Consider the following 22,993-nt stretch of genomic DNA (forward strand, 5'->3'; position numbering starts at 1 on the left):
GGCCGAGCGCACGTGGCGGACGCGTGCACCCATTTCAGGCATCAGGAGCAGTCATGCAAGGCCACGGCTACGCACGGCCGGTGAAGCAGCCGCCCCACACCGGGTGGCTGGTCTTCATGCGGGTGCTGTTCGTGGCGGTCGGGGTCCTCAGTCTCGGCTTCCTGACCTGGGCGATCCTGCTGCGGCTGGCCGCGGTCACGCGCAAGTCGCTGGACTGGGGCCTGTTCGTGGCGGTGCTGGCGGCCGACATCCTCGCCATCGTGCTGCTGGGCAGCGAGCCCGGCGACGAGATCCACACCCCGGGTGGCTACCTGGGGTTGGCCCTGATTCTCGGCCTCCTGCCCCTCGTGCTCGTGTACTACCTCGTGGCGGACAGCCGGCACTTCCAGAAGCTCCAGCAGGCGTACGCGGGCGGCCGGGCGCTGTCCGGCTACGGTTATCCGCAGCCTTCGGCGCCGTTCACGGCGACGATCGGGGGGCAGACCCCCGTGCCCGTGCAGTCCCCGCCCGGCACGCCCCCGATGGCGCACACGCCCATACCTGGGCCCCCGTTGACCACCCCGCCGCCCCAGCGCCCGGCGCCCGCCCGGATCGACCAGGTGCGGGCCGAACTGGACGAGCTGAGCGACTACCTGCGCAAGCACGACGGCCACCAGGACGGCCGTGACGACGGCAGGCAGGACGCCGGCCACGAGGGCGGACGGTGACCGTGGCGACAGGACGTGTCGTCGCCGGCCGGTACGAGCTGTCCACGCTCATCGGGCAGGGCGGCATGGGCCAGGTCTGGACGGCGTACGACCAGCGGCTGGACCGGCGTGTGGCGGTGAAGCTGCTGCGCCCCGACAAGGTGGCCGGGCAGGAGGCGGACGAGCTGCGCCGCCGCTTCGTGCGCGAGTGCCGGGTCACCGCACAGGTGGACCACCCGGGCCTGGTCACCGTGCACGACGCGGGCAGCGAGGGCGAGGAGCTGTTCCTCGTCATGCAGTACGTCGACGGCGCCGACCTCTCCGACCACCTCGCCGAGCACGACCCGTACCCGTGGCAGTGGGCGGTCGCGGTGGCCGCGCAGCTGTGCGCCGTGCTGAGCGCCGTGCACGCCGTGCCGATCGTGCACCGCGACCTCAAGCCGCGCAACGTGATGGTGAAGCAGGACGGCACGGTCACCGTCCTCGATCTGGGCGTGGCCTCGGTCATGGACACCGACACCACCCGCCTCACCCACACCGGCTCGCCGATCGGCTCGCCCGCCTACATGGCGCCCGAGCAGGCGATGGGCGGCGCGGTCGGCCCGTACACCGACCTGTACGCGCTCGGTGTGCTGATGCACGAACTGCTCAGCGGCGATGTGCCGTTCGCGGGCTCCACGGCGCTCGGTGTGCTGCACCGGCACCTGTACGAGCCCCCGCTGCCCGTGCGCCGCATCCGCCCCGAGGTCCCCGAGGCGCTCGAAGCGCTGGTCCTGCGGCTGCTCGCCAAGGATCCGCAGCACCGGCCGGCCTCCGCGCAGGAGGTGTACGAGCACCTGGCGCTGCTCCTTCCCGCGCGCGGGATACCCACCGGGGCGCCGTTGGACCCTACGCGCCCCTTCCTGCGCCCGCACGCCCCCTGGCCGGACCGCGCGCGGACGCCCGCGCCCCAGCCCGCCTCCGTCGCACCCGCGCCCGCGGTGACCGAGAAGCCCGATGTCGCAGCGGCCGTGGACGAGGTCAAACGGCTCCTAGGGGAGGGCCGCATCACCCAGGCCGTGGACATACTCGGCGCGATCCTGCCCGCCGCGGCCGAGCAGCACGGCGAGCACTCCCCGGTCGTGCGCACCCTGCGCAAGCAGTACGCGGCCACCCTCATGGACGACGGCCAGTACCGGCGCGCACTGCCCGAACTGCGCCGCCTCGCCGACGAACGTGCCGCCGAGGCCGGCCAGGCCGACCCGCAGTCCCTGCGCTTCCGCTACGAGGCCGCGCAGTGCCTGGAGCAGCTCGGCGAACCGGCGGCGGCGCTCGCGGAGTACCGCGCGCTGCTGCCGTACTACGAGAACCAGTACGTCTCCGGCGACCCGCAGCTCGCCCACGACGTGCGGCGCCGCATCGGCCACCTGCTGCTCGCGCTCGGCGACCGCCCGGCCGCCCACGACACCCTCGCGCGGCTGCTGATGGACGTCGAACGCTTCCAGGGCCCGGGTCACCCGCTGGCCGCGGAGATCCGCCGCACCCTGCAGTGGCTGGGACAGGTGCGCGGCTAGATTTTGCTGTTCCCTGAGGGATTCTTGTGATCTTCAGGGGATCGCGTTTCCCGAAGCCAGGGGCGCAGCCGTATAGGTTGCGCTTCGTTTTTCGCCAGGACACACGTTTTTCGCCAGCACGCACGAGCAGGGGTGGGGTTTCATGGCCGGCCATCGGCAGTCGAAGAAGCGCAGGTACGTCACGTGGGCGGTGGCCGGGACGGCCGTCCTGGCCGGCGCCGGCATCGCCGCGCAGACCTCCATGGCCGCCACCACCTGGCCCGCGCAGAAGACGTTCACCGGCCGCGCCTTCGACACCTGCACCGCGCCCTCCGAAGGCACGATGAAGGCCTGGCACACCGGCTTCTACGGCGCCGCCGCCGTCTACGTGGGCGGCAAGAACCGCGGCTGCAACCAGCCCAACCTCACGTCCACCTGGGTCAAGAACGTCACCGCCATGGGCTGGAAGCTCATACCGCTCTACGTCGGCGCCCAGCCGCCCTGCCAGTCCGGCTCCAACCCGGAGAAGCTGACCGCCACCACGGCCGCCTCCCTCGGCGCCTCGGACGCGACGGACGCCGTCGCCAAGGCGTCCGCGCTCGGCATGAAGGCGGGCAGCCCGATCTACCTCGACATGGAGGCGTACGACAGCACGAACAAGGCGTGCAACGACGCCGTGCTGACCTACGTGCGCGCCTTCGACAAGGGCCTGCGCGCCAAGACCTACCGCACCGGCTACTACGGCTTCACCAGCTCCAGCGCCAAGGCCGTCGCGACCGCCACCGACAAGACCGACCTGCCGGGCAACCTCTGGTACGCGCTGTGGGACAAGCAGAACACGACCACCGCGGACTGGCCGTGGGGCGCCACCCAGTTCACCGACCACAGCCGCGCCCACCAGTACATGGTCAACAGCAAGGAGACGCACGGCGGCGTCCCGCTCACCGTCGACCGTGACGCGTGGGACGCGCCGGTGGCCATCACCGGCTGACGACGGCACCGTCGCCGGTGCGCGCGGCGGTGCCCGAAGCGCGCGCGAATCGTTGGTCGAATGGGTTGGCCGCAGCCTGCCCACTGCCTACCATCGATCACCGCAAGACTTTGTGCGCCCGCCCGTCGCCCGACCACCACCCCTGGCGGAGGCGCTGGCGCGCCGCACCTGTCATTGCAATCTCCTCGGGAGGTTTCCTTGCACCGCCGTCGCACCGCGCTCGTCCTTTCCGCCGCGATCGCCGCCGCGGCCCCCCTCCTGGCCGCCTGCGGAAGCGATGCGCACCCCGGCGCGGCCGCCGTCGTGGGAGGGCAGCGGATCACCGTCGCCCAGCTGGAGAACCGGGTCAACGAGGTACGCAAGGCACAGCGGGCCGCGGTGCCGGACGAGACCCAGTACCAGCAGGTCCTCGCCTCCACCAGCGGCCTGACCCGCGACACCCTGCACAACATGGTCCTCGACCGGGTGCTGCACCGCGCCGCGCAGGACGAGGGGATCACGGTCACCCGCAAGGAGGTCCTGCAGATGCGCACCGGCCTGGAGCAGCAGGCCGGCGGCGCCAAGGGACTCGAAACGGCCTGGTTGCAGAAGTACGGCATCGCGCCCGAGCAGCTGGACGACAACCTCCGCCTCCAGCTGGAGGCACAGAAACTCGCCGCGAGGCTCGGCACGGACACCTCCCAGCCCGCCTTCTGGAAGGCCCTGTCCCAGGCCTCCGAGGAACTCCACGTCGACCTCAACCCGCGCTACGGCTCCTGGGACGTGCAGAAGAGCAGCCGGGTGGACGCGAAGACGCCGTGGGTACGAGAGGTGACGGCGGGAGCGCAGCAGCAGACGACGTAGCGGGCGGTCCGGTTCCGGGTGCCGTAACGGTACGGCAGCGGTCGACAGCGGTAGATGACGGTCGATGGCGCTCGGCAACAACTACCAGTCATACGATCACACGACACCTCCACCCCTGTGGACAACCGATCCCGTCCCTCTTCGCGGTGAGTTACGTTCGGATCGTGAACGCAACCAGCCCCGAAGCCGCCCCCGGCCGCATCGTCCTGCTCACCACCAGCCACCGTGTCGCGCCCGGCCTGCTGTCCTGGCCCGCCTGGCAGGCCCTGCGCGCCGCCGACGCCGTGCTGTGCGCGGACGGCGCGCACCCGCAGCTGCCGTATCTGCGGGAGGCCGGGATATCCGTGGCGGAGTCGTCCCCCACCGCCCAGGAGCTGGTCGACGCCTGCGCCGGCGGGCGGACGGTGGTGGTCGTGGCCACGGGTGAGGGAGAGCCCGCCCTCACCGACGGACTGGCCCGCCTGGCCGGCTCCGGACGCGTGCACATGCCCGAACTGGAACTCCTCCCCGCCTCCTACGACCTGCCGGGCGCCCGCCTCCTCGACCTCGTCCAGGTCATGGACCGCATCCGCGCCGAATGCCCCTGGTCGTCCCGGCAGACCCACATGGGCCTGGCGAAGTACGGCATCGAGGAGGCGTACGAACTGGTCGAGGCGATCGAGGCCGGCGACCGCGACGAGCTGCGCGAGGAACTGGGCGACGTCCTGCTCCAGGTCGTCTTCCACTCCCGCATCGCCGAGGAGGACCCGGACGCCCCCTTCTCCATCGACGACGTGGCGGGCGGCATCGTCGCCAAACTCATCCACCGCCACCCCCACGTCTTCGGCGACGAGAAGGCCGAGACACCGGAGGACGTCAAGGAGCACTGGCTGCGCACCAAGGCGATCGAGAAGCAGCGCGAGTCGGTGACCGACGGAATACCCCTTGGCCAGCCGGGCCTCGCCCTCGCGTCGAAGCTGGCGTCGCGGGTGCGGACGGCGGGGCTGGAGGTGCCACTGCCGACGTCCGAGGGCATCGGCTACGACCTGCTGGCCATGGCGGTAGGGGCCGAGGCGGAGGGTGTGGACCCGGAGGCGGCGCTGCGGGCGGCGGCCCGGGCGTACCGGCATGCGGTGCGGGCTGCTGAGGGGGTGGGGGACTAGCGTCGGCAGCCCCGTCGGCCCGGCCACAGAGCCCTAGTACGGTTGGTCTCCGGGCTGGTTTCGGGGCGTGGGGGCTTGCATGGAGCGGGAGTTGGAGAATCGGCCGAGGGATGTCCGCTGCCCCGACTGCGACACCTACTCGCCCAGGATCGCCGCCGCCTGCAGCGTGTGCGGCCGACTCCTGTCCAACGTCCCAGATGCTCCGCCGACCCCGCCCGCAGAGCCGCCGTATGCCGAGAAGCCGACGTCCGGGGGCCCGTCAGGCGACGCGCTCCGAGTCGGCACGATCCTCGGCTCCGGCATCCAGCACGCCGTCCGCGATCACGTCGACTTCAGCCAGAGCACCTTCCATGCTCCCGTCATCGGTGTCCAGAACAACTACGGCCCCGCGTCACCGGGCCTCACAGGTCCTGCGGCCGCCGACGGCTGGCCCCGGTTCATCGACGTCCGGCGTCTCGCCCTCGGCGTACGCCCCACGCAGAGTCACGGCGGTGAGCCGACCCTGCCACCGTACGTGCCGCGGGACCGCGACGCCGAACTCGACAGGATGCTCGCGCACGTCCTGGAGACGGGCGGCCTGGTCGTTGTCACCGGCGAGCCGCTGTCCGGCAAGACGAGCACGGCGTGGGCCGCGCTGAATCGCGGCGTGCCCGAGGACACCCGCCTCTACAGGGCCCATCCCGGGGACGACCTGCGGGGCCTTCCCGCCGCACTGCACGGCCGCGACCCCGGCGGCACCTATGTGGTGTGGCTGGACGATCTTGAGGGGCATCTCGGCGAACAGGGCCTGACGGCAGGCCTCCTGGCCCAGCTCACCCACAGAGGCGTGGTCGTCCTCGCCACGATGCGCGACGAGGCGTACGACACCCACCGTTTCGGAGACCGACCGGCCGCGCGTGTTCTCAGCGTGGCCCGCACCCTCGAGCTCACCTGCCGCTGGAGCGAGGCGGAACTGGCGCGTCTCGCGGAGGCGGACGATCCGCTGCTCGTGGACGCTGTGCGCTGGCGCGGTGATCTGGGGGTCACCCAGTTCCTCGCGGTGGGACCGGAGCTGTGGGAGGAGTGGTGGCGGGCACGCCGCCCGTCCGGTCGGCCGCACGGACACCTGCTGGTGCGGATCGCTGTGGAGCTGGCTCGATGCGGCGTCACGGCGGCAGTGCCGGTCGAGGCGTTCGAGCATCAGGTGCTCCAGTCCTTTACGCAGGCCGATCTGGAGTGGGCCGCCCGGCACAGGCTCGGTGTCATCGGCCTCCTCGTCCCGGGCGGGGAAGCCGCGACCTGGCGGGCCAGCGGGCCCTTGGTCGCAGCTGCCATGCGGGCACCGGATCTGCGGCCTGCGGAGCCTGATGTGTGGCGGTACGCGGCCGAGATGGCAAGGGAGTACAGTCCGGCCGACTTCGACGCAGTGGTGCACGCGGGCCGGGCGGCTGTGCGCGTGTGGGCAGAGGCGGACGACGTATCCGCCGTATGGTCGCTCGCCGACCTCGCGGCTCTGGCCGGGGACGACGCCGACGCCAGACTCTGGTACCGGAGGCTGGTGGAGCGGGACCCAAGGTTGGGCCAGCATTTCGGTGAGTACCTCCTCGGACAGGGCGAGTACACCGAAGCCATCTGCTACCTGGCGAGGGCGGCTGAGGCTGGTAGCGCCGGGGCGGTTCGGGTCCTCGGCCCCGTCCTCCTCACCCAAGCCGAACACTGGCTCGCCATGGCCGCCGCAAACGGCTCCGAACGCGCGGCCGTCCAGCTCGCATCCCTCCGCAAGGCCTTCCCGACGAATCCGGATACCGTCAAAGAGTGACCGACCAGCCGACCACCAGCACCACCCCCGACCTCTTCACCTGGGAGTTCGCCACCAACCCCTACCCCGCTTACGCCTGGCTCCGCGAGCACGCGCCCGTCCACAGGACCACGCTCCCCAGCGGCGTGGAAGCCTGGCTGGTCACCCGCTACCAGGACGCCAAACAGGCCCTCGCCGACCAGCGCCTCTCCAAGAACCCGGAGCATCACGACGAGCCCGCGCACGCCAAGGGCAAGACCGGCATTCCGGGCGAGCGCAAGGCCGAGTTGATGACGCACCTGCTGAACATCGACCCGCCGGACCACACCCGTCTGCGCCGGCTGGTCAGCAAGGCGTTCACGCCCCGCCGGGTCGCCGAGTTCGCGCCCCGGGTGCAGGAGCTGACCGACCACCTCATCGACCGGTTCGCGAAGCAGGGCTCGGCCGATCTCATCCACGAGTTCGCCTTCCCGCTCCCCATCTACGCCATCTGCGACCTGCTCGGCGTCCCGCGCGAGGACCAGGACGACTTCCGGGACTGGGCGGGGATGATGATCCGGCACGGGGGTGGGCCGCGGGGCGGGGTCGCCCGGTCGGTGAAGAAGATGCGCGGGTATCTCGCGGAGCTGATCCACCGCAAGCGCGAGGCGCTGCCCGCCGAGCCGGCACCCGGCGAGGATCTGATCTCCGGCCTCATCCGCGCCTCGGACCACGGTGAGCACCTCACCGAGAACGAGGCCGCCGCGATGGCCTTCATCCTGTTGTTCGCCGGGTTCGAGACCACCGTGAACCTGATCGGCAACGGCACCTACGCCCTGCTCACCCACCCCGAGGAGCGCCACCGCCTGCAGCGCTCCCTGGCCGCCGGGGAAAGGGACCTGCTGGAGACCGGAGTCGAGGAACTCCTGCGCTACGACGGCCCGGTGGAGCTGGCCACCTGGCGGTTCGCCACCCGGCCGCTCACCATCGGCGGGCAGGACATCGCCGCCGGGGACCCGGTGCTGGTCGTACTCGCCGCCGCCGACCGGGATCCGGAACGGTTCGCCGACCCGGACGTCCTGGACCTGTCCCGCAGGGACAACCAGCACCTCGGCTACGGCCACGGCATCCACTACTGCCTCGGCGCCCCGCTCGCCCGTCTGGAGGGCCAGACCGCGCTGGCCACCCTCCTCACCCGCCTCCCCGACCTGCGGCTCGCGGCGGATCCGGCCGAGCTGCGCTGGCGCGGCGGGCTCATCATGCGCGGCCTGCGCACCCTCCCCGTGGAGTTCACGCCCGCCCGGTGAGCACAGCCCGTACAACGGAACATGACAGACGTTCAACTCTGTGATCTTCACGTGATCTGCGCGGCATTAACTTGTGACAAGTGATCGTCTGCCTATACGTTCACCCATCAGCGTGGCCCCCGAGTTCCACCGGCCGCGCCGGTCCTGCTGTCGCACGAAAGGCTTCCGCATGCTCACCGGGAACGGTCGTCACCGTCGCCCCCGTCAGGCTCCGGCCCTCCTCGTCGCGGCCGGCGTGACCGGCTCCGCCATCGCCATCCCGCTGCTCGGCGCGGCGAGCGCCAACGCGGCCGACGGCACCACGTGGGACAAGGTGGCCGAGTGCGAGAGCGGTGGCTCCTGGAGCGCCGACACCGGTAACGGTTACTACGGCGGCCTGCAGATATCCCAGGGCGACTGGGCCAAGTACGGCGGCACGAAGTACGCCTCCAGCGCCGACGAGGCCAGCCGTTCGCAGCAGATCGCCGTCGCCGAGAAGATCCTCGCCGACCAGGGCACCACCCCCTGGGCCACCTGCGCCCTGCTGGCCGGCATGACCTCGGACTCCGGCTCCGTGGACGTCGACACGGGCGTCTCGGGCTCCGGTTCGTCCGACTCCGGCTCCGGCTCGGCACACTCCGGCGACTCCTCCGCGTCCACGGACCCGTCCAACTCCACCGATACGTCCGACACGTCTGACTCGTCCGGCCTGCCGGATTCGTCTTCCTCGTCCGACTCCTCCTCGGATGCGACGGCCAAGCCGTCCCCGAGCGCGAGCAAGGACGCCGACGCCAAGGGCGACGAGAAGGGTGCGGACACCCCCAAGTCCGACAAATCCGCATCGCCCGGCACCGGGAGTGCGCAGGGGAGCGAGTCCGCCACTACGGATCCCGCGACGGATGAGTCGGACAATTCGTGGCAGACCGACAGCTCTTCGAGCCTGGTCGACACCGGCGCCCTCAGTGGTGGCGGACGCCACCGCGGTGGCAGTGCGGACGAAAGCGTGACAAACGGTCAGAACGGCACCGCGTCCGGCCGTCACGCCAGCCGCGACGCGAGCACCTACACCGTCCGCGAGGGCGACACCCTCGCCTCCATCGCCGACTCCCTTGACGTCGACGGCGGATGGCATGCGCTCTACGCCGAGAACAAGAAGGCCATCGGGGCCGACCCGAACCACATCAGTGCCGGTCAGACCCTCGAAGTCGGTATCGAAACGGGCGATAAGTAGCGGGAGTTGACGCCCCACTTCACGCTTAATGTCCGTTTTGGCGAAAGTGTGGGATGAGTCTCAGAAGCCCTGATCGTCTTTGAAATTCCGCCGATCGCCTGTCTACGGTCAAGGCCGCTCGTCACCACGAGCCCCGGCTTCCGCAACGCCGAGTCCTGCCAGCGGTTGCCCGGGAACAGTCGTCGCGTCAAGCGCCGTAGGCAGGAGCGGGGGACCCAAGGTAAGCGCCGGGACCGGCAGTTGATGCCGGCACCGGCTTGGGGTGAAGCCGCGTCCCGAAAGGGCCGCGGCCGGGCAACTCAACCGGCCCGAACCCGACAGCTCACCTCGCAGGCGTCGGTGAGGGGATCGATCCATGCTGTTCTCCGGCAAGGGCAAGCACCGTCGTCCGTCCAAGGCCACCCGTGTCATCGCACTCGCCGGTGTCACCGGCGCCGCCGTCGCCGCCCCGCTGATGGCGGCCGGCAACGCCTCCGCCGCCACCGCCTCCGAGTGGGACGCGGTCGCCCAGTGCGAGTCCGGCGGCAACTGGTCCATCAACACCGGGAACGGCTACTACGGCGGTCTCCAGTTCTCCGCCTCCACCTGGGCCGCCTACGGCGGCACGGCCTACGCCGCCCGCGCCGACCTGGCCGGCAAGCAGCAGCAGATCACCGTCGCCGAGAAGGTCCTCGCCTCCCAGGGCAAGGGCGCCTGGCCGGTCTGCGGCACGGGCCTGTCGAGCACCCCGTACAGCGGCACCGCGGCGGCTCCGTCGACGAGCAGCTCCTCGAAGAGCACCACGACGGCCACCCGCTCCACCGACCAGCAGGCCGCCTCCCGCTCCGCCGAGCGCCCGGCCGCGAGCCAGACCGTCACCACCCCGACCGGCAAGAAGGTCAAGAAGGGCGACGGCGAGTACAAGGTCGTCAAGGGCGACACCCTCAGCACGATCGCCGAGCAGCACAAGGTCAAGGGCGGCTGGCAGAAGCTGTTCCAGCTGAACAAGGACATCGTCGAGGACGCGAACCTCATCTACCCGGGCCAGCAGCTGCACCTGAAGTGACACCTGGTCCCCACCAGAACCACAGCGCCCTCACAAGGCCGGCCCCCACACTGAAGGCCTCGTGAGGGACTTTCCCCCCGTCCCCACGGGCTCCCCGCCCCGGCGCGTGTTCCCCCGTACGCGCCGGGGCGGGGTTGTTTGTACCCACCCCGCCCTGTGCGGCCGCCCCGCTCCCTGCCGGGCCCCGCCCCGGTGTTCCCTCCGTTTCCCCACTCTTCAGCCGGGCCTCACCCATGAGCCCCTTTGTTCCGAACGTGAACAATAGGTACCGTCTCCCTGTCCACGGGACGGTCGGTCGGTGGCCGACGCCCCCGGGACGGTTAGGCTCTAGTCGCAAGGCACACCAGCCGCGCACAACCAGCGTCACATCCACGAAGGAGATGCTCGTGCCGTCCATCGACGTCGTCGTAGCCCGGGAAATCCTGGACTCCCGAGGCAACCCCACGGTCGAGGTCGAGGTCGGCCTCGACGACGGCAGCACGGGTCGTGCCGCCGTCCCGTCCGGCGCCTCCACCGGTGCCTTCGAGGCCATCGAGCTGCGCGACGGTGACCCGAACCGCTACCAGGGCAAGGGTGTCGAGAAGGCCGTCCTCGCCGTCATCGAGCAGATCGGCCCGGAGCTGGTCGGCTACGACGCCACCGAGCAGCGCCTGATCGACCAGGCCATGTTCGACCTGGACGCCACCGACAACAAGGGCTCCCTCGGCGCCAACGCCATCCTCGGCGTCTCCCTCGCCGTCGCCCACGCCGCCTCCGAGGCCAGCGACCTCCCCCTCTTCCGCTACCTGGGCGGCCCGAACGCGCACCTGCTGCCGGTGCCGATGATGAACATCCTGAACGGCGGCTCGCACGCCGACTCCAACGTGGACATCCAGGAGTTCATGATCGCCCCGATCGGCGCGGAGTCCTTCTCCGAGGCCCTGCGCTGGGGCACCGAGGTCTACCACACCCTCAAGAAGGTGCTGAAGGGCCGCGGCCTGTCCACCGGCCTCGGCGACGAGGGCGGCTTCGCCCCGAACCTCGGCTCCAACCGCGAGGCCCTCGACCTCATCCTCGAGGCCATCAAGGAAGCCGGTTACGCCCCCGGTTCGCAGATCGCCCTCGCGCTCGACGTCGCCGCCTCCGAGTTCTACAAGGACGGCAAGTACCTCTTCGAGGGCAAGGAGCGCTCCGCCGCCGAGATGACGGAGTACTACGAGGAGCTGGTCGCGGCCTACCCGCTCGTCTCCATCGAGGACCCGCTGTTCGAGGACGACTGGGCCGGCTGGAAGGTCATCACCGACAAGCTCGGCGACAAGGTCCAGCTGGTCGGCGACGACCTGTTCGTCACCAACCCGGAGCGCCTGGCCCGCGGCATCGAGGAGGGCACCGCCAACGCCCTGCTCGTCAAGGTCAACCAGATCGGTTCGCTGACCGAGACCCTGGACGCCGTCGAGCTGGCCCAGCGCAACGGCTTCAAGTGCATGATGTCCCACCGCTCCGGCGAGACCGAGGACGTCACCATCGCCGACCTGGCCGTCGCCACCAACTGCGGCCAGATCAAGACCGGCGCCCCGGCCCGCTCCGAGCGCGTCGCCAAGTACAACCAGCTGCTGCGCATCGAGGAGATCCTCGACGACGCCGCGGTGTACGCCGGCCGCAGCGCGTTCCCGCGCTTCAAGGGCTGACGGCATCTCGGCTAAGCCTCAGCCAGTCGTACGTACGTCCCCGTACTCGGTCCCGTACCGTGTGCGGGGACGTACGCGCGTGTGAACGGGAGGCGGGGAACATGGCCGTGAAGGACCGGGACCGGTTCTCCACCGCGACCAGGCTCAAGCTGCTCGGCGAGCAGACGGCGGCCCGCGTCTACCGCTCCCAGACCAAGCGGCAGGCCCGCCGCTCCCGCCTCACCGGCCGCGCCGCGCTGCTGGCGCTCGTGCTGTGCTCGCTGATCGTCGCGCTCGCCTACCCGATGCGGCAGTACGTCTCCCAGCGCGCCGAGATCGCCGACCAGCAGCGGCAGCAGGAGCAGGCCCGCAAGCGCGTCGAACAGCTGCGTGACCTCAAGGCGCGCTGGCAGGACGACGCCTATGCCGAGCAGCAGATCCGGCGCAGGCTGCACTATGTGATGCCCGGGGAGACCGGGTACGTCGTGATCGACCCGGGCGCGGCCAAGCAGTCCCGCGCCGAGCTCGGGGCCGCCCACCGGCCCTGGTACGCGAACGTCTGGGACGGCGTCGACAAGTCCGACGCCTCCGACCAGTAACCGGCCCCCGGCCGGTAACCGACAGAAAGCCACCCTGAAAGCAGTCATGGAAACGCCTCCGCCGCCCACTCCGCGCACCGAGCCCACCGACGCGGACGTAGAGGCCTTCAAGCAGCAGCTCGGGCGCCCGCCGCGGGGCCTCAGGGCCATCGCGCACCGCTGCCCCTGCGGTCAGCCGGACGTCGTGGAGACGGCACCCCGCCTGCCCGACGGCACGCCCTTCCCGACGACGTACTACCTGACGTGCCCGCGCGCCGCCTCGGCGATCGGCACGCTGGAGGCGAACGGCGTCATGAAGGAGATGACGGAGCGGCTGCAGAGCGACCCGGAGCTGGCCGCCGCCTACCGGGCCGCGCACGAGGACTACATCCGGCGCCGGGACGAGATCGAGGTCCTGGCGGGCTTCCCGAGCGCGGGCGGCATGCCGGACCGGGTGAAGTGCCTGCACGTCCTCGTCGCCCACTCGCTGGCCGCCGGCCCGGGTGTGAACCCGCTCGGCGACGAGGCGATCGCCATGCTGCCGGAGTGGTGGAGCAAGGGGCCGTGCGTGACGCTGCCCGGGCCGCCGTCCGGTGAGGGGTGGCAGGTGGAGACGACGGAGGACGGGTCGGGGTGGTTCGCCGCCAAGCCCGTCGAGGAGGACGACCAGTGACCCGTGTGGCCGCCATCGACTGCGGTACGAACTCCATCCGTCTGCTGGTCGCGGACGCGAATCCCGAGACGGGTGAACTCGTCGACCTGGACCGCCGGATGACCATCGTGCGGCTCGGCCAGGGCGTCGACCGCACCGGCCGGCTCGCCCCCGAGGCCCTGGAGCGGACCTTCGCCGCCTGCCGCGAATACGCCGGGATCATCAAGGAGTACGGCGCCGAGAAGCTCCGCTTCGTCGCCACCTCCGCCTCCCGGGACGCGGAGAACCGGGACGACTTCGTGCGGGGCGTCCTCGACATCCTCGGTGTCGAGCCCGAGGTCATCACCGGTGACCAGGAGGCCGAGTTCTCCTTCACCGGTGCCACGAAGGAGCTGAAGGGCCGGGACGACCTCACCAAGCCCTACCTGGTGGTGGACATCGGCGGCGGCTCCACCGAGTTCGTCGTCGGCGACGACCATGTGCGGGCCGCGCGGTCCGTGGACGTCGGCTGCGTACGGATGACGGAGCGGCACCTGGTGCACGACGGCAAGGTGAGCGACCCGCCCACCGAGGAGCAGATCGCCGGCATACGGGCCGACATCGAGGCCGCCCTGGACCTCGCCGAGGAGACGGTCCCGCTGCGCGAGGCGCACACCCTGGTCGGTCTGGCCGGCTCGGTCACCACCGTGTCCGCGATCGCCCAGGACCTGCCCGCGTACGACTCCGCGCGCATCCACCACTCCCGCATCTCCCACGACCGCGTCCGGGAGATCACCGAGTGGCTGCTGCGCTCCACGCACGCCGAGCGCGCGGCGATCCCGTCCATGCACCCGGGCCGGGTCGACGTCATCGGCGCGGGCGCCCTGGTGCTGCTCGCGATCATGGAGCGGATCGGGGCCGAGGAGGTCGTCGTCAGCGAGCACGACATCCTCGACGGCATCGCGTGGTCGGTGGCGTAACTCTCTTTTGTTACCGACTAGTAGTCATCGGCTGAGCAGGTCGGATAACGTCTGAGCGGGACTGAGGGGCCCTCAAGGGCCCCTCGGTGACGGTCGATCGGAAAACTTCGTGAAGTTCTTCACAAGGAATTCCGCCTTGCGGAACCCGGAAAAGGGGCCGGTTGGCCCTTCCGGGGGTGCCTGAGCCGTTTGAACATGTTCAGATGGTGGGTGCGGGAGGGGCCCGGAAGGGGGTGCCGCAGGGGTGTTGCGAGGTGCTCACCACCACCCCGGCCGCCCAGAGGGGCAGCTCACGCGGCCTTGACAACGGGTCAGACCGCCCAGGGGTTCCCGCTCGGCGCCATGACCTGCGTCACGCGGGTCGCGGAGTTTAGCACAGGGCCTGTCAGACCTTGTGAAGGGGCGCACGAGCACCCCTCCTGGGGCGGGTGGATACTCGATGCCATGAGCACCACGGAGCGTCCCAGGATCCTCGTAGTAGGCGGTGGGTACGTAGGCCTGTACGCAGCTCGGCGCATTCTCAAGAAGATGCGCTACGGAGAGGCGACCGTCACGGTCGTCGACCCCCGGTCGTACATGACCTACCAGCCCTTCCTCCCCGAAGCCGCCGCCGGCAGCATCTCCCCTCGGCACGTCGTCGTCCCGCTGCGACGCGTGCTGCCGAAGGCGGAGGTCCTCACCGGCCGGGTCACCACCATCGACCAGGACCGCAAGGTCGCCACGATCGCCCCGCTGGTGGGCGAGGCGTACGAGCTGCCCTTCGACTACCTGGTCATCGCGATGGGCGCGGTCTCCCGCACCTTCCCGATCCCCGGCCTCGCCGAGCAGGGCATAGGCATGAAGGGCATCGAGGAGTCCATCGGCCTGCGCAACCACGTCCTCGAGCAGCTGGACAAGGCCGACTCCACGACCGACGAGGAGATCCGCCGCAAGGCGCTCACCTTCGTCTTCATCGGCGGTGGCTTCGCGGGTGCGGAGACCATCGGCGAGGTCGAGGACATGGCCCGGGACGCGGCCAAGTACTACAAGAACGTGTCCCGTGAGGACATGCGCTTCGTTCTCGTCGACGCCGCGGACAAGATCCTTCCCGAGGTCGGCCCCAAGCTCGGCCAGTACGGCAAGGAGCACCTGGAGAGCCGGGGCGTGGAGATCTACCTCTCCACCTCCATGGACTCCTGCGTCGACGGCCACGTGGTGCTGAAGAACGGCCTCGAGGTCGACTCCAACACGATCGTCTGGACCGCCGGCGTCAAGCCGAACCCGGCCCTCGCCCGCTTCGGCCTGCCCCTCGGCCCCCGCGGCCACGTCGACTGCGAGCCGACCCTCCAGGTCAAGGGCACGGACTACATCTGGGCCGCCGGTGACAACGCACAGGTCCCGGACCTCGTCGGCCGCAAGGCGGGCAACGAGAACGCCTGGTGCCCGCCGAACGCCCAGCACGCGCTGCGTCAGGCGCGCACCCTCGGCGACAACGTGATCTCCGGTATGCGGGGCTTCCCGCAGAAGGAGTACGAGCACGCCAACAAGGGTGCGGTGGCCGGTCTCGGCCTGCACAAGGGTGTGGCGATGATCGTCATGGGCAAGGTGAAGATCAAGCTCAAGGGCCGCCTCGCCTGGTACATGCACCGTGGCTACCACGGTCTGGCGATGCCGACCTGGAACCGCAAGATCCGCGTCTTCGCCGACTGGACCCTCGCCGTGTTCCTCAAGCGTGAGGTCGTCTCCCTCGGCGCCATGGAGAACCCCCGCGAGGAGTTCTACGAGGCCGCCAAGCCGGCGCCGGTCGCCGCCAAGACCGAGGAGAAGGCCAAGGCCTCCTGACCTCAGGTCACCTGGATCAGCCCGAAGGGGCCGCCCGCCATCCGTGGTGCGGGCGGCCCCTTCGCCGTGTGCGCGGGCCGTCCAGGGCGGCCGGTTCCGCCATCAGACAGGTGATCTCTGCGGGCGGCGCCACGGCACCCCGAGCGCGGGTGGTACACGAGCCAGGTGAGCACGCAACCGCCGCCCGGCCCTCCAGCCGGGCCGCCGCCCGGCCCGCCGCCCGGCCCTCCAGGCGGCCCGCCGCACGGCCCTCTCCACGGGATACAGGCCGCCCGGCCTCCTCGGCGCCCCTGGTGGCGCAGGCCCCCCGTGCTCATCGGCGCTGCCGCCGCCGTGGTCGCGGTCGCGGTGGGGCTCGCGATCGCTCTCAGTGGCCGCGACCAGGGACATGAACGTGTCCGGAGCGCCGCGCAGGCCCGGGACCTCGCGAAACGTGTGGCCCTGACCCCCGCGGACTGGGGTTCCGGCTATGTGCGGAGCGATCCCTACGAGACGGACCAGGTCGTGCAGTCCGTCGCCGACGACAGCTGCACCCTCGTGGTGCAGCCACCGGCGAACGAGCTGGCCGCTCTGGAGCGCAATGCCCAGAAATCGGATCGCACGGTGGCCGACACGTCGACGGTCGTCGTGCACCGGGACACCGGCTCGGCCACGGCGGACATCGCCCGGTTCCGCTCGGACACACGGCGATGCCGGACGGAGTACGACGCCGCGACCAAGCAGAAGTGGGAGGACGTCCACGCGGTCGACGTTCCGGCGCTGAAGGGCTTCGACGAGCTGTCGGGCGAGGAGGGCCACCAGGTCGCCGACAAGGCGGGCCAGAAGGTGGACATCTACTACACGCAGCTCACCGGCCGCAAAGGCCAGGTCGTGGTGCAGGCGACCGTGGCCCGCTCGGGCGGCCGGGGGCAGAACCGGGAGGAGGCGGCGAACGCCCTCTCGCTCATGCTGAGCCGCCTGTAGCGGGCTGTCGGGTCCGTGGGGTCCCGTCGGGTCAGTAGGACTGGGTGCTGCCGTCGCTCGGCAGCTGGACGCCGTTGAGGAGCTGCAGGTAGTCCGCGTCCACGTCCTGCTGACTGCCCTTGTCGCCGAGGGCCACCACCTGGATCATGTGGTCCCCGAGGTCGACGAAACGGACGTGGCCGACCGTGCCGTCACCGGCGGAGAGAGCCGAGTCGAGGGCGGGCTGGCCGTCGGCCGTGGTGCCCTCCTGAGGATCCTTACTGGCGAGTGCGGTGTCGGCTGACCGGGAGTCCTGGTTGTAGCCGTCCAGCCAGGCCTGAAGACAGCCCTTGAGGTCCTTCTGGCCGGTATTCGGCGTGTCGTAGACCACGAAGCCGACGGTTCCGTAGTCGGTCGGCACCAGATAGACCCGGGCCTCGACGCCGTTCTCGGAGTACTTCTGCACCTGGGGGTGTCCGGGAAGCTCGGCCGTGATGCCGCTCAGTTTGTCGGTGGTCGCCGTCCAGTGCGTGGCGGCGTCGGCCGTGGCCACGGTGGCCGTCTGCGGTGCCGGGGCGGCGAACGCGGTGACCGGGAACAGCACCCCGCCGGTGATCACGGTGGTCGAAGCGGCGAGCAGGGACAGGCGCTGGATCTTGGAAAGACGGGTCATGGGAGTTCACATCCAAAACATGGTGGGGGGAGTCGAACGGAACGTTCTGCCTCCATTAGGACTTCTCGGGTCGAACAGGGCATGACCCTGGATCTCGGGACTTGACCGAACGGGGACCCCGGCGGTAACGCGGGAGTGTGACGGTTCGGCCAACCTGTCGGCAGGAGCGTGTGGAGGGGAATGACGTCGGCGTGCCGGGTCGTTTCCCTGCAGCCGGATGGAGACGATCCAGCGGGCCGATTCCTTTCACCGGAGGTGCGCCATGGCCGAAGCCGCGTCGCGGCTGAGGAGTCTTGCCGAGCAGCTGCTGGGAGTACCGCTCCCGGTGCGGCTACGGACCTGGGACGGATCGGAGGCGGGGCCGCCGGACGCGCCGACGCTCGTCGTGCGCAACCGCCGCGCCCTGCGCCGCATGCTGTTCAAACCGGGCGAACTGGGCCTCGCCCGCGCCTGGGTCGCCGGAGACCTGGACATCGAGGGCGACCTGTACACCGTCCTCGACGCCATGGCCGGACTGGTGTGGGAGCGCGGGGAGGACTCCCGAACCCTCGCCCAGGCGCTGCGCGACCCCGAGGTACGGGCGGCCGGGCGCGAGTTGCTGAAGCTCGTGGGACCGCCGATCCCGCCCGCCCCGCCGCGCGAGGAGGTCCGCAGGCGCCGTCATCTGCACACGCGGCGCAGCGACAAACAGGCCATCAGCCACCACTACGACGTCGGCAACGACTTCTACGAGATCGTCCTCGGGCCGTCGATGGTCTACTCGTGCGCCTACTGGGAGGACGGGGGTTCCCTGGAGTCCGCCCAGCGCGACAAGCTCGAACTCGTCTGCGCCAAGCTCGGCCTGAAGGAGGGTCAGCGGCTGCTGGACGTCGGCTGCGGCTGGGGCTCGATGGCCATCCACGCGGCCCGGGAGCACGGCGTGAGCGTCGTCGGGGTCACGCTGTCGCAGGAGCAGGCCGCGTACGCCCGTAAACGCGTCGCCGACGAGGGGCTGGCCGACCGGGTGGAGATCAGGGTCCAGGACTACCGGGACGTCGTCGACGGCCCCTACGACGCCATCTCCTCCATCGGCATGGCCGAGCACGTCGGCGCCGAACGGTACCTGGAGTACGCGGGCAACCTGTACGCCTTGCTGAAGCCCGGCGGACGGCTGCTCAACCACCAGATCGCCCGCCGCCCGCAGCGCGACGAAACGGCGTACGAGACCGACCGGTTCATCGACGCCTACGTCTTCCCGGACGGCGAACTCGCCCCGATCGGCACCACCGTCACCCAGCTGGAGCGGGCCGGCTTCGAGGTGCGGGACGTGGAGTCGATCCGCGAGCACTACGCCCGCACGCTGCGCGAGTGGGTCGCGCGCCTGGAGGCCGACTGGGACCGCGCGGTCCGCCTCACCAGCCCCGGCCGCGCCCGGGTCTGGCGCCTGTACATGGCCGCCTGCGCGCTCGCCTTCGAACGCAACCGCATCGGCGTCAACCAGGTCCTGGCGGTCCGCACCCCGGAGTCCGGCGGGTCCGGCCTGCCGCTGCGCACCCGCACCTGGAACTCCTGACACGGCGAGGGCCCCGCTCCGTGATGGAGCGGGGCCCTCGGCCTGTCGTACGGCTACTCGGCCTTGATCGCCGTCAGCATGTTCAGCCGGGCCGCGCGCCGGGCCGGCCACAGCGCGGCCAGGATGCCGACCACCGCCGCCAGCAGCAGGAAGACCGTCATCCGGCCCCAGGGCAGGACCAGTTCGTACGTCGGCATCTTCGTGCCCAGCAGCTCTCCGGCCGCCCAGCCGAAGAACACGCCCAGACCGATGCCCAGCACGCCGCCGAACAGGGAGATCACCAGGGACTCCAGGCGGACCATCCGCTTGACGGCGGTCCGGTCCAGGCCGATCGCGCGCAGCATGCCGATCTCCTGGGAGCGCTCGAAGACCGACATGGCCAGGGTGTTGATGACACCGAGGACCGCGACGATCACCGCCATGCCGAGCAGGCCGTAGACCATGTTCAGCATCAGCGTGAACATCTGCGCGATGTCGTCGGAGATGTCCTGCTTGTCCTGGACCTTGATCGCCGGGTTGGTGCCGAGCACCTTCTCCAGCCCGTCCTTGGCCGAGGTGGAGACGCCGTCCGCCGTCTTGACCATGACCTGCATGTCGGAGGCGTCGCTCAGGTGCGGCGTGAGGACCTTGTTGTCGATCATGATCCCGTTGAGCATGTCGTTGCCCTCGTAGACCCCGGCGACGGTCAGCTGCTGCGCCTTGCCGTCCTCGTAGTGCACGGTGAACCGCGAACCGGCCTTCCAGCCGTAGTCCTTGGCCCGGTCCTGGTCCACGACGACCTGGGAGCCGCCGACCTTGAAGGTGCCGTCGTCCACCTTGAGGTCCGTCAGCTCGCCGATGACCGAGCCGTTGACGCCGGTCAGGAACTCGGTCCGGCCGTCGATACGGGACTCGGCGTTGCGCAGCGGGCTGCTCGCGGTGACGTCGGGGTCGGCGGCGATCTTCTTCGCCACGCCGGGGGAGAGCGGGCTGCGGTTGGCCATCGAGACGACGTAGTCGGCGCGGATCGCCGAGCTGGCCATCTTGTCGATGGACGTCTGCAGGCTGCCCGCCATGACCGTCATGCCGGTGATCAGGGTGAGGCCGATCATCAGCGCGGACGCCGTGGCCGCCGTACGGCGCGGGTTGCGCACCGAGTTCTGGCGGGCCAGCTTGCCCGAGACACCGAACACGCGCAGCACCGGGGCGGCGGCCGCGATCAGCGGGCGGGACAGCAGCGGGGTCAGGATGAACACGCCGATGATGAGCAGGACCGCGCCGATGCCCATCGGGGCCTGGCCGTCGGAGCCGTCCATCGAGGTGGCCGCGAGGACCACCGCGACACCGGCCGCCGAGAACAGCGCGCCGAGCGTGTTGCGCAGCACCAGCGACTTGGTGGTCGCCTTGGCGTGCACGCTGCTCATCGCCGCCACCGGCGGGATCTTCGCGGCCCGGCGGCCCGGCAGCCAGGCGGCCAGCACGGTGATGACGACGCCGACCGCGAGGGCGGTCACCACGGTGCCCGGCGTGACCACCAGCGGCCCGTCCGGCATGCTCGCGCCGAAGGAGCCCAGCAGGCTCCGCAGCCCCGCGCCGATGCCGATGCCGGCGACCAGACCGGTCACACCGGCGACCGTGCCGACCACGAACGCCTCGATCAGCACCGAGCGGGTGACCTGTCGGCGGGAGGCGCCGACGGCCCGCATCAGGGCCAGTTCCCTGGTGCGCTGGGCGACCAGCATGGTGAAGGTGTTGGCGATGATGAACGTGCCGACGAACAGGGAGATGCCGGCGAAGACCAGCAGGCCCTGCTTCAGGCCGCTCATCGAGGAGGAGATCTGCTGGGCCTGGTCGTCGGCGAGCTGCTTTCCGGTGCTGGTCTCCACCAGCTTCGACGGCAGCGCCTTGTCCAGCGCGGCCTGGAGCGCGGTCTGGCTGGTTCCGGTCGCCGCCTTCACGTCGATCTCGTCGTACGCGCCCTTCTTGCCGAACAGCGCCTGCGCGGTCGGCGTGTCGAACAGGGCGAGGCTGCCGCCCGCGGCCACGTTGCCGTCGTCGGTGGTGAAGACGCCGCTGACGCGCGGGGTGAGCACCGGGCCGTCGACCGAGATGCGCACGGTGTCGCCGACCTTGTAGCCGGCCCGCTCGGCGGTCTTGGAGTCGATCAGGACCTCGTCCCTGCCGCTGGGCGCGTGGCCGCTGACCAGCGGGTAGCGGGCGTCCTTGGCGCCCCAGTAGTTGCCGCCCTCGGACTGCCAGCCGCCGCCGAGCAGCTTGCCGTCCTTGTCGGCGATCGCGGTGAAGCCGGTGACGACACCGGTGGCGGAGGCGGCGCCCGGGACCTTCGCGGCCTTGTCGAGCAGCGCCTGGGTCAGCTCGGGGGTCTTGCCGACCCGGTTGCCCTTGGAGTCCTGGTACTTGGCGGTGACGGCGACGTCGACCTGGTCGAAGCCCTTGGCGGAGCTGTTCTGGTAGGCGTCGGAGATGGTGTTGGTGAAGACCAGCGTCCCGGACACGAACGCCACGCCGAGCATGACGGCGAGCACGGTCATCAGGAGCCGGGCCTTGTGCGCGAGTACGTTGCGCAGGGCGGTGCGGAACATCAGCTGGTACGGCCCTTCGCGTCGAACTGCTTCATCAGGTCGAGCACGGAGTCGGCCGTGGGGCCGTAGATCTCGTCCACGATCCGCCCGTCCGCGAGGAAGATCACGCGGTCCGCGTAGGCCGCGGCCACCGGGTCGTGGGTCACCATGACCACCGTCTGGCCCAGCTCGCGCACGGAGTTGCGCAGGAAGCCCAGCACCTCGGCGCCGGAGCGGGAGTCGAGGTTTCCGGTCGGCTCGTCACCGAAGATGATCTCGGGCCTGGAGGCGAGCGCGCGGGCGACCGCGACCCGCTGCTGCTGGCCGCCGGACAGCTGCGAGGGCCGGTGGCTGAGCCGTCCGGAGAGCCCGACCATCTGGATGACCTGGTCCAGCCAGGCCTTGTCGGCCTTCCGGCCCGCGATGTCCATCGGGAGGGTGATGTTCTCCAGCGCGGTCAGCGTGGGCAGCAGGTTGAAGGCCTGGAAGATGAAGCCGATCTTGTCCCGGCGCAACTTGGTGAGCTGCTTGTCCTTCAGGGAGCCCAGCTCGGTCTCGCCGATCCGCACGGACCCCGAGGAGAAGCTGTCCAGGCCCGCCACGCAGTGCATCAGCGTGGACTTGCCGGAACCGGACGGGCCCATGATCGCGGTGAACTCGGCCTGCCGGAAGTCGACGGAGACCCGGTCCAGGGCGACCACCCGGGTCTCGCCCTGCCCATAGATCTTCGACAGCTCCGTGGCGCGGGCGGCCACGGCCGTGGTCCGGCCGGCGGTGGGTGTGGTGGTCACGGGAAGGTGCTCCTGTCGGGACGACGTCAGTTCGTGGGGACTGATTCATCGTCCCGGCCGCCGGCGCCCGTGTAGTCAGTCGCTGTTCCGGTTCCGAAGGGCGACTCCGGTCGGACGGAGCAGGCCCGAGTCATACCTGGGGAGGACGGGCGACCCCGAGACCCGCGGTGTCCAGAACCGGACGACCGCCCTCGTTCGGTAGGTGAAATTCCGTCATTCCGCGTACGCGCGCGCCCACGCCACGTCACGCTATTGGCAAGTGCGGATGGCGCGTTCCGTGGGCTGATGCACCCTCAGACGTCAATA

Annotated in this window: 19 protein-coding genes and 1 riboswitch; of the genes, 16 read left to right on the forward strand and 3 right to left on the reverse strand. The window is 70.5% G+C overall.

The window, feature by feature from the left end; all coding sequences use genetic code 11:
• Positions 1–53: 53 nt before the first annotated feature.
• The 15 genes from CRP49_RS17420 (at position 54) to CRP49_RS17490 (ending at position 17,131) form a co-directional block, all read left to right on the forward strand.
• A complete protein-coding gene (locus CRP49_RS17420) occupies positions 54–707 on the forward strand; it encodes a hypothetical protein (protein ID WP_097254200.1) in 654 nt (217 codons plus the stop codon).
• A gap of 38 nt (positions 708–745) precedes the next feature.
• Positions 746–2,239 (forward strand): serine/threonine-protein kinase, encoded by a 1,494-nt coding sequence (locus tag CRP49_RS17425; protein WP_257033673.1) that lies wholly within the window; start codon positions 746–748, stop codon positions 2,237–2,239.
• A 142-nt stretch (positions 2,240–2,381) separates the two neighbouring features.
• Positions 2,382–3,209 carry a glycoside hydrolase domain-containing protein gene (locus CRP49_RS17430; protein WP_097254202.1) on the forward strand — a complete coding sequence of 276 codons (828 nt, stop codon included), beginning with the start codon at positions 2,382–2,384 and terminating at the stop codon, positions 3,207–3,209.
• A 198-nt stretch (positions 3,210–3,407) separates the two neighbouring features.
• On the forward strand, positions 3,408–4,052 hold the full coding sequence (locus CRP49_RS17435; protein ID WP_097254203.1) for a SurA N-terminal domain-containing protein: 645 nt from the start codon (positions 3,408–3,410) through the stop codon (positions 4,050–4,052).
• A gap of 164 nt (positions 4,053–4,216) precedes the next feature.
• Positions 4,217–5,194, forward strand: coding sequence for a nucleoside triphosphate pyrophosphohydrolase (locus tag CRP49_RS17440; RefSeq protein ID WP_097254204.1), 978 nt, complete (start codon positions 4,217–4,219; stop codon positions 5,192–5,194).
• Between the two features lie 91 nt (positions 5,195–5,285).
• The gene (locus CRP49_RS17445; RefSeq protein ID WP_143670004.1) at positions 5,286–6,992 is read left to right on the forward strand and encodes a hypothetical protein; all 1,707 of its coding nucleotides are present in this window, start codon (positions 5,286–5,288) and stop codon (positions 6,990–6,992) included.
• Positions 6,989–8,257: a cytochrome P450 gene (locus tag CRP49_RS17450; protein ID WP_097254206.1), complete on the forward strand. Its 1,269-nt coding sequence runs from the start codon at positions 6,989–6,991 to the stop codon at positions 8,255–8,257. The genes CRP49_RS17445 and CRP49_RS17450 overlap by 4 nt, the downstream gene beginning before the upstream one ends.
• Positions 8,258–8,426: 169 nt before the next feature.
• Entirely contained in the window at positions 8,427–9,467 is a 1,041-nt protein-coding gene (locus tag CRP49_RS17455; RefSeq protein ID WP_097254207.1) for a transglycosylase family protein, read from the forward strand.
• A 182-nt stretch (positions 9,468–9,649) separates the two neighbouring features.
• Positions 9,650–9,818: riboswitch (cyclic di-AMP (ydaO/yuaA leader) on the forward strand.
• A gap of 4 nt (positions 9,819–9,822) precedes the next feature.
• Positions 9,823–10,512: a transglycosylase family protein gene (locus CRP49_RS17460; protein ID WP_097254208.1), complete on the forward strand. Its 690-nt coding sequence runs from the start codon at positions 9,823–9,825 to the stop codon at positions 10,510–10,512.
• A gap of 380 nt (positions 10,513–10,892) precedes the next feature.
• Positions 10,893–12,179, forward strand: coding sequence for a phosphopyruvate hydratase (eno, locus tag CRP49_RS17465; RefSeq protein ID WP_097254209.1), 1,287 nt, complete (start codon positions 10,893–10,895; stop codon positions 12,177–12,179).
• 101 nt (positions 12,180–12,280) lie between these two features.
• Positions 12,281–12,757, forward strand: coding sequence for a septum formation initiator family protein (locus CRP49_RS17470; RefSeq protein ID WP_094216613.1), 477 nt, complete (start codon positions 12,281–12,283; stop codon positions 12,755–12,757).
• A gap of 46 nt (positions 12,758–12,803) precedes the next feature.
• Positions 12,804–13,409, forward strand: a complete 606-nt coding sequence (locus CRP49_RS17475) for a DUF501 domain-containing protein (RefSeq protein WP_097254210.1) — start codon at positions 12,804–12,806, stop codon at positions 13,407–13,409.
• Complete coding sequence (locus tag CRP49_RS17480; protein ID WP_097254211.1) at positions 13,406–14,347, forward strand: Ppx/GppA phosphatase family protein; 942 nt, start codon at positions 13,406–13,408, stop codon at positions 14,345–14,347. The genes CRP49_RS17475 and CRP49_RS17480 overlap by 4 nt, the downstream gene beginning before the upstream one ends.
• Positions 14,348–14,791: 444 nt before the next feature.
• Complete coding sequence (locus tag CRP49_RS17485; protein WP_097254212.1) at positions 14,792–16,168, forward strand: NAD(P)/FAD-dependent oxidoreductase; 1,377 nt, start codon at positions 14,792–14,794, stop codon at positions 16,166–16,168.
• A 309-nt stretch (positions 16,169–16,477) separates the two neighbouring features.
• Complete coding sequence (locus CRP49_RS17490) at positions 16,478–17,131, forward strand: hypothetical protein (protein ID WP_097254213.1); 654 nt, start codon at positions 16,478–16,480, stop codon at positions 17,129–17,131.
• Between the two features lie 31 nt (positions 17,132–17,162).
• On the opposite strand, the gene CRP49_RS17495 is transcribed toward CRP49_RS17490, so the two are convergent.
• The gene (locus tag CRP49_RS17495) at positions 17,163–17,783 is read right to left on the reverse strand and encodes a hypothetical protein (protein ID WP_097254214.1); all 621 of its coding nucleotides are present in this window, start codon (positions 17,781–17,783) and stop codon (positions 17,163–17,165) included.
• Between the two features lie 262 nt (positions 17,784–18,045).
• On the opposite strand from CRP49_RS17495, the gene CRP49_RS17500 reads away from it, so the two are divergent.
• Positions 18,046–19,335 (forward strand): cyclopropane-fatty-acyl-phospholipid synthase family protein, encoded by a 1,290-nt coding sequence (locus CRP49_RS17500; protein ID WP_097254215.1) that lies wholly within the window; start codon positions 18,046–18,048, stop codon positions 19,333–19,335.
• 53 nt (positions 19,336–19,388) lie between these two features.
• Here CRP49_RS17500 and CRP49_RS17505 read toward each other — a convergent pair whose 3' ends face one another.
• Positions 19,389–21,917 carry an ABC transporter permease gene (locus CRP49_RS17505; protein WP_097254216.1) on the reverse strand — a complete coding sequence of 843 codons (2,529 nt, stop codon included), beginning with the start codon at positions 21,915–21,917 and terminating at the stop codon, positions 19,389–19,391.
• On the reverse strand, positions 21,917–22,687 hold the full coding sequence (locus CRP49_RS17510; RefSeq protein WP_094216604.1) for an ABC transporter ATP-binding protein: 771 nt from the start codon (positions 22,685–22,687) through the stop codon (positions 21,917–21,919). Before CRP49_RS17510 ends, CRP49_RS17505 begins: the two co-directional genes overlap by 1 nt.
• Positions 22,688–22,993: the final 306 nt, after the last annotated feature.

Source organism: Streptomyces sp. Ag109_G2-15 (assembly GCF_900215565.1).
In the GTDB taxonomy this organism is placed as follows: Bacteria; Actinomycetota; Actinomycetes; order Streptomycetales; family Streptomycetaceae; genus Streptomyces; species Streptomyces diastatochromogenes.